Consider the following 12,379-nt stretch of genomic DNA (forward strand, 5'->3'; position numbering starts at 1 on the left):
GCCATGAGTCACAGCCCCGTCCACCTCCCGTCCCGTCTGCCCAGACGCGTCTTCCTCGCCGCCGCCGGGTCCTCGCTGCTCGCCGCCTGCGGCAGCTCCCTCACCCCCGGCGCCAAGGGCTCCGCCACGAACAGCGCCTCCGGGCCCGTCACCACCGCCGTACCGACCGACCGTCAGATCACCCTGGTGGTGGCCGACGCGGACGACACCACCATGACCCCGGACCTGCTCGCCGCCTTCCACGCGAAGTACCCCAACATCACCTTCAAGCGCCAGTACACCGGCTGGGACGACTACCTCAAGAGCATCAACACCACGATGTCGGCGGACAGCGCCCCGGACATCGCCCAGTTCGTGTCAGGCATGAACAACCTGGTCAAGGGCCGCCTGCTGCTCGACGTCGGCGGATACGCCAAGGCATACGGCTGGCCGGGGAAGTTCCCCGGCCTCGACCAGATCACCTTCAGCTCCGACGGCCGGACCACCGGCACCGGCGCGCTGTACGGCGTGTCCGGCGGTCTGTCGTTCGAGGGCGTCTACTACAACAAGGCCAAGGTGAAGCAGCTCGGGATCACCGTCCCGCCGGCCACGGTCGACGAGCTGGAGGCGATGTTCGCCAAGGCCAAGGCGGCGGGCGAGACCGCGCTCGTCGCGGGCAACCTCGACGGAGGCCTGAACCACCCCTTCAACGTCCTGTTGTCGATCTACATGAAGCCCGCCGACCGCGAGGCGTGGGCCTTCGGCCACCAGGGCGCCAAGATCACCGGCGCGGAGGCGGTCGCTGCCGCCGCCACCCTCAAGCGCTGGGTGGACAAGGGCTATGTGACGCCGAAGGTCAACGGCGTCAGCGACAACGACGCCACCGCCGCCTTCGCGAAGGGCACCGGTGTCTTCCGCATCAGCGGCAACTGGGCGGCGGCCGCCGTCGCCAAGGGCCTCGGAGCCGACGCGGGCCTGTTCAACGCACCCCCCGCCGACAAGGGCGGCACCCTGCACACCACGGGCGCGGGCGTCTACTACTGCGTCTCCAGCAGGACGAAGAACGCCGCCGCAGCCGCCGCCTTCCTCGACTTCTGCGCGAGCGAGCAGGCCGCGCCCATCATCGCCAAGTCCGGCTTCATGGCCCCCGACGCCTCCGCGATGCCGCAGCAGAGCGGGCTGCTCGGCGATGTGAGCGGCGGCTGGCAGGCGATCGTCAAGGACTCCGGCCTGGAGCCGTTCATCCAGAACGCCTCCACCCCGACGATGCCGGACACCGTCACCACCCAGCTGCAGCTGCTGGCCGGCGGCAAGGTCACCGCCGAGAAGTTCCTCGCCAGCCTGCAGGCCGACTTCGACAAGTACCACGCATGATGGCTGTCACCGCACACCGTCCCGCGGCTCCGGCGGCCGACCGCACCCGGGCCCCGGCCGGGCTGCGGTCCGGCGCCGGCCGCCGGCGCCGCCGTCGCGCCGTGGCCCTGCTGTACGTACTGCCCGCGCTGCTGCCCTACACCCTGTTCGCGGTGCTGCCCGCGCTGCACACCGCCTATCTGTCGCTGTTCGACTGGGACGGGGTGACCCTGCCGTCCTTCACCGGAGTCGCCAACTACCGCGCGGTCTTCGCCGATCCGCAGCTGCGCGCGGCGGCCTGGCACGCGGGCGCGCTGATCGTGTTCTTCTCCGTGCTGCCCATCTGCCTCGGCCTGGTGTCGGCGGCGGTCGTCTCCCGCCGCGCCGGCCGGCGCGGCATCGCGGCCGTCCGTACGCTGCTGTTCCTGCCGCAGGTCGTCCCGCTGGTCGCGGTCGCCATCATCTGGCGCTGGGTGTACGCCGAGGACGGCACCCTCAACCAGGCACTGCGCGCCGTCGGCCTGGGACGGTTCGCCGACTCCTGGCTCGGCAGCTTCACCTGGTCGCTGCCGGCCGTCGGACTGATCGGCACCTGGGTGGTGGCCGGGCTGTGCATGGTGCTCTTCCTGTCCGGCACCCAACGCATCGACCAGGAGATCTACGAGGCCGCGCGGATGGACGGCGCGGGCCCGGTACGCGAGTTCTGGTCGGTCACCGTGCCACTGCTGCGCCCGGAGATCGCGGTCGCGCTGTCCATCACCGTGATCGCCGCGCTGTCCAGCTTCGACCTGATCTACATCACCACCGGCGGCGGCCCCGGCGACAGCACCGTGGTGCCCGGCATCCTCATCTACCGGCTCGCCTTCGGGGGCGGCCAGGTGGGGCTGGCGAGCGCGCTGGCGGTGGTGCTGACGGCGGTCATCTCGGTCGCCGTCCTCGTCATCAACCGCCTTGCCAGGGAGGCCCCGTGACGACGCGTGCCGCCGGCAGAGGCCTGGCCGCTCCCGCCGTGCTCGCGGTGTTCTGCGCCGCCGTCCTCGTACCGTTCCTGTCGCTGCTGCTGGCCTCGGTGCAGCCGGCCGGAACGCCGCTGACCGGGCTGGCGCTGCCGACGCACGGCATCCACCTGGAGAACTTCGTGCACGCCTGGTCGCGGGCCGGGTTCGGGCCGCTGCTGCGCTCCAGCACGGTGATCGCGCTCGCGGTCGTCCCCGCAGCCGTGCTGTGCGCCACGCTCGCCGGGTACGCGCTGGCCACCATGGACGTCCCCGGCGGCGGGAAGCTGTACGCCTACCTGCTGCTGGGCCTCGCGATCCCGACCGAGGTCACCGTCATCCCGCTCTACTACGACCTGCGGGCGCTCGGGCTGACCAACACCGTGCCGGGGCTGGCGCTCGCGGAGATCGCCGCCTTCATGCCGTTCGGCGTGTTCTGGATGCGGGCGCACTTCGCGACCGTGCCGCGCAGTCTCATCGAGGCCGCCCGGCTGGACGGCGCCTCGTCGTGGACGACACTGTGGCGGGTGCTGCTGCCGAACTCCCGGCCGGCCGTGACCACGCTCGGCATCCTGTACTTCGTGTGGAGCTGGAACCAGTTCCTGCTGCCGCTGATCCTCATCCAGGACCCGAGCAGACGCACCGCCCCGGCCGGACTCGGCTTCTTCACCGGCCGGTACGGCGTCGACGTGCCGCTGCTCGCGGCGGCGACGCTGATCGTGATCGCCCCGGTGGTCGTCGTCTACCTGTTCTTCCAGCGGCACTTCATCAACGGCGTGCTCAGTGGCGCGCTCAAGGGCTAGGAGGCCCAGAGCAGATGGCAGAACTCGATGTGGCGCTGATCGGCGCGGGCGGCATCGCCCAGGCCCATCTCCCCGCCTGGACGGCGCTCGGCGCCCGTGTCCGCATCTACTCCCCCGACGACCGGGCCCCCGGCCTCGCCGACGCGTTCGGAGCCACCGCCGTCCGCTCCCGGGAGGAGGCGATGGCCGGGGCGGACGTGGTGGACGTGTGCACCCCGACCGACACCCACCGGGAGATCGCCCTGGCCGCCGTCGCCGCCGGGGCGCACGTACTGTGCGAGAAGCCGCTGGCGCTGACCGCCGCCGACGCGGAGCTGATCGCCGACGCCGCCGAAGCGGCCGGTCTGCGCCTCTATCCGGGGCATGTGGTGCGCTTCTTCCCGGCCTACGCCCGGCTGCGCGAACTCGTCCGCGACGGCGCACTGGGCAGGGTCGCGGTGGCCCGCTTCACCCGCACCGGCCGCTATCCCACCTGGAGCCCGTGGTTCGCCGACCCGGCCCGCTCCGGCGGGATCCTGGTCGACCAGATGATCCATGACTTCGACATCGCCCGCTGGCTGTTCGGCGAGGTGGTACGCGTCCACGCGGTGCAGCGCGGCCACCTCACCGCGCCCGCGCCGGACGGGTCCGTCGCCACCGGGACGGCCGTACTCACCCATGAGACAGGTGTGATCACGCAGGTGGTGGGCGTGTGGGCGCCGCCGGACACCCCGTTCCGCACCACCTTCCACGTCTCCGGAACCGGCGGCACCACCGGGCACGACTCACTGGCCTCACCCGGGCTGCGGGTCACCGGCGCCGGCGGCGGCGCCGCCGAGGGCATCCCGTCGGGGGACTTCGGGGAGTCCCCGTACACCGTGCAGATACGGGAGTTCGCCGCCGCCTTCGCCGGGGACGGACCCGAGCCCCGGGTGAGCGCCAGGGACGGCGTGGCGGCCGTCCGTATCGCCGAAGCCGCCGCCGAGTCGGCCCGCACCGGGCGCGCCGCGGTCATCGAGAGGAGCCCCGTATGAGGGTCGCCGTCCTGTCCTTCGCCCATGTCCACGCCGCCACGTACCTCACGCTGCTGCGCGACCGTGACGACGTGGAACTCGTCGCCGCCGACCCCGGGGCGCCGCCCGGGGACCCGGACCGAGGTCCGGCCCTCGCCGAGCGGCTCGGTGTCCCGTACGCCGCGAGCTGGGACGAGGTCTTCGCGCGGCCCCTGGACGCGGTCGTCGTCACCAGTGAGAACGCCCGCCACCGGGACCTCGTCGAACGGGCCGCGGCGGCCGGCGCCCATGTGCTGTGCGAGAAGCCGCTGGCCACCACCGAGGCCGACGCCCGGGCGATCCTCGACGCCTGCGCCCGCGCCGGGGTGAGCCTGATGACCGCCTACCCGGTCCGCTTCGACTCCGCCTTCGGCGCGCTGCGCCGGGCCCTCGGCGACGGCTCCGTCGGCCGTCTGGTCAGCGTGTACGGCACCAACAACGGCTGGAACCCGGCCCGTTCCCGGTCGTGGTTCGGTGATCGCGAACTGGCGGGCGGCGGCGCGGTGATGGACCACACCGTACACATCGCCGACCTGATGGACGTACTGCTGGACGGCGAGCAGGCGGCGGAGGTCTACGCCCAGGCCAACTCCGTCCTGGACGCCGAACTCGGCCTGGACGTGGAGACCGCGGGCCTGGTCACCATCCGCTACCCCGGCGGCGCGGTGGCCGCCGTCGACTGCAGCTGGAGCCACCCCAAGGACCACCCCACCTGGGGTGGCCTCACGCTGACCTGTGTCGGTGAGCGGGCGATCGTCGAGTTCGACGCCTTCCCCCGGCTGCTGGGCGGCTTCGACAGCGCCGTCGGCCGGGCCCGCTGGGAGGCCGGCGGCGACGACCTGGACGCGGTGATGCTGGACGCCTTCCTCGACGCGGCCGGGACCGGCCGACGCCCCTCCCCCGACGGTGAGGCGGGCCTGCGCTCCCTGCGGGTGGTGCTGGCCGCCTACGAGTCACTGCGCACGGGACAGCCGGTGGCCCTGCCGGAACCTCACGCCGACGCGGTCACGGTGCCGTGACGCGTGTCCGCAGACATGGGGCGCCGGTTCAGACCGGCATCCGTCGTCCCAGGCGCAGCGCCCCGACGGCCAGTACCGCGAGCGACGCGGCGACGGTCAGCGGGTGCCCGACCAGCCACGTCTGGACTCCTTCGAACGGGTCGGAGGAGGTCAGGGCCGCGCGCTCCAGCATCCAGGACGCCGAGAACAGCAGGCCGACCGAGGCCAGGGCGATCCTGAAGGCGGGGTAGAGGGCGGTGCGGGCCAGGGCGAGCAGCGACGGCATGATCAGGGCCACGACGAGCAACTGGGTCAGTTCGATGCCCAGGTTGAAGCCGAGGAGCGTGGTGACGAGGGATCCCCGGTCCAGGCCGAGGTCGCCGATGAGCGAGGCGAACGCCAGCCCGTGGACGAGCCCGAAGCCACTGGCGATGAGTACCTCTCCGCGGGCCACCAGCGGACGTATCGCGTGGATCGCGGACACGGCGATCGAGAAGGCGATCAGTGTCTCCACCGGCCGGGACGGCACATGGATCACCCCGGCCGCCGCCAGGGCCAGGGTGAGCGAGTGGCCGACGGCGAACGCGGAGACCACGTGGACCACGCGCAGGACGGCGCGCCGCCGCGACGGACCGGCCGCGTGCCATCGGCCACCGGCCGCCGCCAGCGGTGCCGGGACCAGCAGCATGAGGAGGAACAGCAGGTGATCGGCCCCCTCACCGACGTGCTCCGTTCCCAGCCGGACGGTGGTGACGAAGCCCCGCAGCCATGACCCCTCCCCGGCGGGGACGTGCAGGCTCCCGGTGTCCCAGTCGAGGACCCCGAGGGTCTCGGCGTCGTCCGTCTTGAGGATGCCGCGGTCGAAGTCGTACCGGACGGTGGCGATGACCCGGTGGGTGACCAGTTCCTCGACGACGACGTCGTAGCGGAGGTCGAAACCGGTGACGCGGCCGTCGGGCGGGCGGATCCCGAGCGGGTAGACGAGATGCGCCGTCGCGTCGATCGTACGGACCGTCGGTGCGCCGAGTGTCACCGTCCAGGGGGTGCCGTCGTCGCCGACGGCGGCGATGTGCCCGGCCGTGTAGTCGTGGAGGTACGACCGGTCGGCGCCGAGGACGCTCTCCGGGGTGAGCTCGCGGTGCACGGCGACGGCCAGCCGGTCGATCGGCAGCTGCACCTCCCCGGCGACCTCGTCGTCCCGGATGTCGAGCAGTACAGCGGAGGTGCTCATCGGATGGGCGCCGGCCGGTGACGCGAGGCCACCGACCAGCATGAACACCGCGATCAGAAGGGTGGGGAAGAGACGGCGCACGGACGTCATTCCCAGCCGTAGTCGGCGGTCTCGTCCCGGAAGATGGTGTGCTGGTGGATCCCGTCGGTGGACGCGCCCGGCTGGTTGGAGAACTCGACCCAGGCCGACGGCCCGTCAAGCCGCACATAGGTCTGGCTGTTGTCGAGCGTGGTCCCGCCGCTCCAGCCGATGTACGTCTCGTCGTACTCCGAGACGTACTTGGCCAGCAGTCGCGCCGCCGCCCGCTCGTCCAGGTCGTCGACCCACGCCCTGAGCATCGCGGTGACCTTCGCCTGCTGCTTCCTGGTGAGGCTGCTGACGAGGACGCCCTCCGGCTCGGCCGGGAAGGGGCCGTCGTGGCCGGGGCCGAGGTAGAGGTCGTCGAAGCTGCCGTCGATCTCGGCGGCCGTCAGTTCGTCCGCGGTGAGCGACTGGATCGCGGCGATGGTGGAGGTGCGCTTGTCCTCCAGGGGCGCGTAGTACAGGTTCTCCCAGTCGAACTCCATCGGCTCGACGGCGGTGAGAGTCGGCGAGATGCTCACGCTGCCGCCGGCGTAGGTGAGGTTGTAGGCGGCGTGGTGGCCGCCGTACTGGAGGGTGAACTCCCCTGTTTTGCTGGGCGTTCCGAAGAAGGAGACGTAGTACCACTCCGAGCCGAAGTTGGCGCCGCCGCCTCCGCCGGGAGGCCGGCCGCCACCGGTGGGCGTCGCGGTGGGGGTCCCCGTCGGGGTGCCGGTCGGGGTGCCCGTCGGGGTGCCGCCGCCCGGGCCGCCGGTGTCCGGGAGCGAGGCGAGGTAGTCGTCGGCCTTGCGGATCTCGACGAGTTCCTCGTAGCCCTTCTTGCTGAGCGCCGCCTCCATGATCTTCAGCGCCGCGGCTTCCTGCTCGTCGGTGAGGTCGCCCAGCTTCAGGCCGTTGCGCTCGACGACGGGCGTCGGGAAGTTGGACCAGCCGGTCTTCTTCGCCGGGTCGTCGAAGTCGTAGAGGACGGTGTCCTTCTGTTCGTCGGACAGTGTGGCGAGGAACGTGTTCGCGGCGGCCACGACCTGTGCCGTGTTCGCACCGCCGGCGCCGGTGCGCAGGGCGGACGCCGGAACCGGCTTCGGTTTCGGTTTCGTCAGGGTCGCCGACGAGGACGCCGGGCCGACGCCCGCACAGCCCGCGACGCCGAGACCCAGGCACACGGCGACGGCCACGGCAGGGAGCACGCCCAACCGCTTGCGATCCGGGGTGAGGGCCCGTGCGGCCGTCGGGCGGGGAACGGAGGACATGGGGGGCTCCCGTGGGGGGTGTGAGTGATGGTGCTGCGGCCCCATGCTTCGCGAGTGATCTCAGACTCGGTCGGGAGCCGGTCCGGAATTCCATGAGAACCGCCGCCCGGAGAGCGGTGTGCCATCATGCCCGGATGTCTGATCGTGTCCTCATCGCCGACGACGATCGCGCGGTCCGTGAATCCCTCGCACGCGCACTGGAGTTGGAGGGGTACGAGGTCGTCACCGCCGCCGACGGGGTCGAGACGCTGACCCGGGTCCGCCGGGAGTCCTTCGACGTGCTGGTCGTCGACGTGATGATGCCCCATGTCGACGGCATGGCCGTGTGCCGCGTGCTGCGCGCCGACGGGGACCGCACACCGGTCCTCCTGCTCACCGCCCGGTCCCGGACCCCGGACCGCGCCGCCGGCCTCGACGCCGGTGCCGACGACTATCTGCCCAAGCCGTTCGCGGTGCCCGAACTCACGGCCCGGCTGCGGGCGTTGCTGCGCAGAGCCGCTCTGACACCGAAGTCCGTGGGGGCGACAGAGGACGCGGACAGGGGCGCTGCCGTCCTGCGCATGGCCGCGCTGCGGATCGTTCCGTCGGCCCGCCGTGTGTGGTGGGGGCAGCAGGAGGTGCGGCTCACCCGGACCGAGTTCGACCTGCTGGAACTCCTGGTGCGCAACGAGGGACTCGTCCTGGACCACCAGACGCTCTACCGGCAGGTCTGGGGGCGCGACGCCGGAGTGGACGCCAAGAACCTCGCGGGCTATGTCGGGTATCTGCGGCGCAAGCTCGGCGCGGCCGGCGCGCCCGAGCTGATCCACACCGTGCGCGGCGTGGGGTACGCGGCGCGGCCATGACCCTGCGTTCGCGGTTCGCGCTCGCCTTCGCCGCCATCGGCGCCGTGGTGGCGGTCCTGGTCGGAGCGCTGAGTTATCGCGCCGCCTCCGACCGGGTGCTCGCCGAGATCGACCGGACACTGCGCTCGGCCACGGTGGCCCTGGCGCACGCCGAGGAACAGGAAGAGCAGCCCCTGGCCTCCGAGGTGATCGCCCAGGCGCCGGAGCTCTTCCCCGGGCCGGACCGCCCCGGTCCCGGGGACGAGCAGGAGCGGCGGCTGATCCTGCAGGCCGTCGCCGTCGACGGAACCGCCACCCGCCTCGGTGGCCCGCCCGTGACCCTGCCGGTGTCCGGCACCGGGCGGCTCCTGGCCGCCTCGGGCGAGGCCGGGGACTCGGACATCGCCGAGGTCGTCGTGGCGGGCCGCGCCTACCGCCGGCTGACCACCGCCCTGGGCGAGCGGCGGGGCGCTCTTCAGGTGGCGGTCCGGATCGACCAGACCCGGTATGTCCTGGGCGGCATGGCTAGGGAGATCACGGCGGTCAGCCTCGCGGTCCTGCTGGTCGCGGCCGGCGCGGGCCGACTGGTCGCGGGACGTATCACCCGGCGCCTGGTTCGGCTGGCCGAGGTCGCCGAAGAGGTGAACGCCGACGGCCGGGGCGAGTTCGCCGCTGGGGGCCTGGTCGGCGGGCGGGACGAAGTGGGGCGGCTGTCCGCGTCGTTCAGCGGGATGCTCGGCCGTATCGCAGCCGCCCGGGACGCCCAGGACCGACTCGTGCACGACGCCGCCCACGAGCTGCGGACCCCGCTCACCAGCCTGCGCACCAACGCCACCGTGCTGCGCCGCGTCGCCGAGCTCTCCCCACCGGCCCGCGCCCGGCTCCTCGACGACGTCGAGGGCGAGACCGCCGAACTCGCCCACCTCGTGGACGAACTCGTCGAGCTGGCGCTCGCCGGCAGCCGTGAGGAGGCCGAGGAGACCGTCGACCTCGCCGCGGTGGCCCGCCGTGTCGCGCGGCGCGTGTACCGGCGAACCGGTCGCCTGGTCCACATCGACGCCGACGCCGATGGCTGCGTGGTCCGTGGCCGCCCGCAGGGCCTCGAACGCGCACTCGGCAACCTGCTGGAGAACGCCGCCAAGTTCGACCCCGACGGCGACGACCCCATCGAGGTACGGGTCCGCCGCGGAGCGGTGACGGTGTCCGACCGTGGACCGGGCATCGACGCCGACGACATCTCCCGGGTGTTCGACCGCTTCTACCGGGCCGACACCGCTCGTGCCCTGCCCGGCTCCGGACTCGGTCTCGCGATCGTCCGCGATGTCGCCGAGGCCCATGGGGGCACGGTGAGCGCCGGCCGGCGCCCCGGCGGCGGGGCCCGGATCGGCTTCACCGTGGACGGGTCGCGTGTGCTGCCCGGTGCCGGACCCGAATGACGCGCCCGGAATGGACCCGTGGAAACCGCGGCAGGCCTCAGGAAACCGGGGACGGGGCAGGTCAGTCGAGTCGGCGGAGTTCGCGGTCGGACAGGTCGAGTTCGGTGACCTCCTCGGCGTGGGGCAGCAGTGCGTCGGGTTCGTCCACTGCCACCAGGTGACTGGGTCGTATGCCGGGTCGCAGGACCGGCTTTCCCTCGCGCAGTGCGGCGCTGATCGCGCGTTCGTCGGCGGTGTCGTCCTTGTCGAGGAGTCCGGGCAGGACGAGGTCGTCCAGTTCGTCGTCGGTGAAGTCGACGGGGTGGTTGGTGCGGTGCGGGTCGGCGATGAGCAGTGCGTCCAGCCGTCCGGCGAAGTGCATGGTGAAGTAGAGGGTGCTGATGACGGTCCGGGCGTGGGTGTCGCCCGCGACGGCGAGGTGTCCGCCGTCGTCGCCGTAGCTGCCCTGGATGGTGCCGGACGCGGTCAGGTCGCCCCGCACCACCACGTCGGGGCAGCCGGACAGCAGCACATGACGGGCTCGCAGGCTGCCGGTGACCAGCAGGAAGTTGCCGCTCGCCGAATCCCACCACTCCAGGTCTCCGCCGACCGTCAGATCGCCGTCGACGATCGTGTTGTACGGTACCCAGTCGCCGTCGGGCTCCGGCTCCAGTCCGCCGCCGACCCGCAGCCCGCCCTCGTAGAGGCGTATCTCCTGCTCCTCGGCGAAGTCCTGGTACGGATGGCTGACGTCGGCCGAGACGCCGAACCGCTCCTCCGCCTCGGCGGCGCCGATGACGCGGTAGGCGGCCGGCGAAGTCTGTGAGGTCATGCTCCGGATGGTAACGACCGCCACTGACACCACAGGGCGCGCGGGAAGAGACGCCGCCCCTGCCTGGGGGGCACCCCGTACGGGTGAACTTTCCGGGGCGGCCAAGGGCTCGTGCGGGAGGAACCGCCTCTGGGCCGAAGCCTTGGCGGAAGAGCGGGTAATCCTTTCTGCAGTTTGTCGGACACACCGTGCGTGCGGAGTTTCCGGGCTGTGGGCCAGGCGGAGGCGGCGGTTCAAGCAGCGCCGGACGGAGCCCGATGGAAGAGACGGCCGCACCCGAGGAGGCTCGTGCCGCAGCGGGCGCGGCTCGTCCATGCCGACCGCCTTCAGGGAGTTCCCCTCATGCGTCTGCTCGCTCTGACCAGTGCCGCCCTCCTCGCCCTGGCCCCGGCCACGCTCGGTGCCGTCTCCGCCTCGGCCGCGGCGCCGGAGCCCACCCCCGCGCCGCTGACCGGCTCCAAGAACGCCGTGCCCGGCCAGTACATCGTCACGCTGGACAAGGAGGTGGGCGCGGCCGGATTCACCGACAGACTCAGGCTGACGCCCAAGCACCTCTACAGCTCGGCCCTGAACGGCTTCGCGGCCCAGCTGACACCGCTCCAGCTGGACACCGTCCGCAAGAGCCCGGGCGTGACGTCGGTCGAGGAGGACACGCAGATCACCGCCGATCCGAACCCGGCCGCGAAGCCCGGTCTGCGGGGGCCGGCCGCCTCCTGGGGCCTGGACCGGATCGACCAGGAGGACCTTCCGCTCGACAACGACTTCACCGTCGGCGGAAACGGTGCCGGCGTGACCGCGTACATCCTCGACACCGGCATCGACTACGCGCACGACGAGTTCGGCGGGCGCGCCACGTTCGGGTTCGACGCGATGCCGGACGCCGCCACTCAGCGGGGTCAGGACTGCCACGGCCACGGCACACATGTCGCGGGCACGGTCGGCGGCCGGACCTACGGCGTGGCGACCAACGTGAACCTGGTCAGCGTCCGGGTCCTCGGGTGCGACGGCAGCGGCAGCTACTCGGGCATCATCGCGGGCCTGGACTGGGTGAGCAGGAACGCCAAGCAGCCGGCGGTGCTGAACGGTTCACTGGGCGGCCCGCGGTCCACCGCCGTCAACAACGCGGCCGACGCGCTGGCCGCCGCGGGCGTCCTGCCGGTCATCGCCGCGGGCAACTCGGCGGCGGACGCGTGCAACGTGTCCCCGGCATCCGCGAACCGTGTGCTGACGGTCGCCGCGAGCACCCGGAACGACGAGCAGGCGAGCTTCTCCAACTGGGGCCGGTGCGTCGAGCTCTTCGCCCCCGGAACGGAGATCCTCTCCGCGAGGCTGGGCGGCGGCAGCGTGGCGTTGCAGGGTACGTCCATGGCGGCGCCGCACGTCGCCGGGGTCGCCGCCCTCTACAAGCAGGCGCACCCCGCCGAGGTGCCGGAGCGGATCGTCGACTTCCTGCGGACGCAGTCCAGCAAGGACAAGCTGACCAGGCTCAGCACGGGCACGCCGAACCAGTTGCTGAACACCGGCGGTCTCTGACCTCGGCGCGCCACGGATCAGGCCCCCGGAGCCCGAAGTGCTCCGGGGGCCTGA

11 protein-coding genes are annotated in these 12,379 nt (G+C 72.3%); 8 read left to right on the top strand and 3 right to left on the bottom strand.

From position 1 onward, the window contains the following. Positions 1–3: 3 nt before the first annotated feature. Genes ACFPIH_RS07905 through ACFPIH_RS07925 form a run of 5 tightly spaced genes read left to right on the top strand, consistent with a single transcriptional unit; the run spans position 4 to position 5,180 of the window. A complete protein-coding gene (locus tag ACFPIH_RS07905) occupies positions 4–1,353 on the top strand; it encodes an ABC transporter substrate-binding protein (protein ID WP_381169595.1) in 1,350 nt (449 codons plus the stop codon). Continuing rightward, complete coding sequence (locus ACFPIH_RS07910) at positions 1,350–2,303, top strand: carbohydrate ABC transporter permease (RefSeq protein ID WP_381169597.1); 954 nt, start codon at positions 1,350–1,352, stop codon at positions 2,301–2,303. Before ACFPIH_RS07905 ends, ACFPIH_RS07910 begins: the two co-directional genes overlap by 4 nt. Then, positions 2,300–3,130 (top strand): carbohydrate ABC transporter permease, encoded by an 831-nt coding sequence (locus ACFPIH_RS07915; protein ID WP_381169599.1) that lies wholly within the window; start codon positions 2,300–2,302, stop codon positions 3,128–3,130. Before ACFPIH_RS07910 ends, ACFPIH_RS07915 begins: the two co-directional genes overlap by 4 nt. 14 nt (positions 3,131–3,144) lie before the next feature. Further along, entirely contained in the window at positions 3,145–4,143 is a 999-nt protein-coding gene (locus ACFPIH_RS07920; protein ID WP_381169601.1) for a Gfo/Idh/MocA family protein, read from the top strand. Next, positions 4,140–5,180, top strand: coding sequence for a Gfo/Idh/MocA family protein (locus ACFPIH_RS07925; RefSeq protein ID WP_381169603.1), 1,041 nt, complete (start codon positions 4,140–4,142; stop codon positions 5,178–5,180). Before ACFPIH_RS07920 ends, ACFPIH_RS07925 begins: the two co-directional genes overlap by 4 nt. Positions 5,181–5,208: 28 nt before the next feature. Here the strand turns inward: ACFPIH_RS07925 and ACFPIH_RS07930 are convergent, their stop codons facing one another. Next, entirely contained in the window at positions 5,209–6,480 is a 1,272-nt protein-coding gene (locus ACFPIH_RS07930; RefSeq protein WP_381169605.1) for a HupE/UreJ family protein, read from the bottom strand. Beyond that, on the bottom strand, positions 6,477–7,721 hold the full coding sequence (locus ACFPIH_RS07935; RefSeq protein ID WP_381169607.1) for a DUF3500 domain-containing protein: 1,245 nt from the start codon (positions 7,719–7,721) through the stop codon (positions 6,477–6,479). The genes ACFPIH_RS07930 and ACFPIH_RS07935 overlap by 4 nt, the downstream gene beginning before the upstream one ends. A 134-nt stretch (positions 7,722–7,855) precedes the next feature. On the opposite strand from ACFPIH_RS07935, the gene ACFPIH_RS07940 reads away from it, so the two are divergent. Further along, the gene (locus ACFPIH_RS07940) at positions 7,856–8,566 is read left to right on the top strand and encodes a response regulator transcription factor (RefSeq protein WP_381169609.1); all 711 of its coding nucleotides are present in this window, start codon (positions 7,856–7,858) and stop codon (positions 8,564–8,566) included. Beyond that, on the top strand, positions 8,563–9,981 hold the full coding sequence (locus ACFPIH_RS07945; RefSeq protein WP_381169611.1) for a sensor histidine kinase: 1,419 nt from the start codon (positions 8,563–8,565) through the stop codon (positions 9,979–9,981). The genes ACFPIH_RS07940 and ACFPIH_RS07945 overlap by 4 nt, the downstream gene beginning before the upstream one ends. Positions 9,982–10,042: 61 nt before the next feature. Here ACFPIH_RS07945 and ACFPIH_RS07950 read toward each other — a convergent pair whose 3' ends face one another. Continuing rightward, positions 10,043–10,792, bottom strand: coding sequence for a polymer-forming cytoskeletal protein (locus tag ACFPIH_RS07950; RefSeq protein WP_381169613.1), 750 nt, complete (start codon positions 10,790–10,792; stop codon positions 10,043–10,045). A gap of 342 nt (positions 10,793–11,134) precedes the next feature. Between ACFPIH_RS07950 and ACFPIH_RS07955 the strand changes: the two genes are divergently transcribed. Beyond that, positions 11,135–12,325 (top strand): S8 family peptidase, encoded by a 1,191-nt coding sequence (locus ACFPIH_RS07955; RefSeq protein ID WP_381169615.1) that lies wholly within the window; start codon positions 11,135–11,137, stop codon positions 12,323–12,325. Positions 12,326–12,379 lie beyond the last annotated feature (54 nt).

Source organism: Streptomyces vulcanius (assembly GCF_042653945.1).
In the GTDB taxonomy this organism is placed as follows: Bacteria; Actinomycetota; Actinomycetes; order Streptomycetales; family Streptomycetaceae; genus Streptomyces; species Streptomyces mangrovi.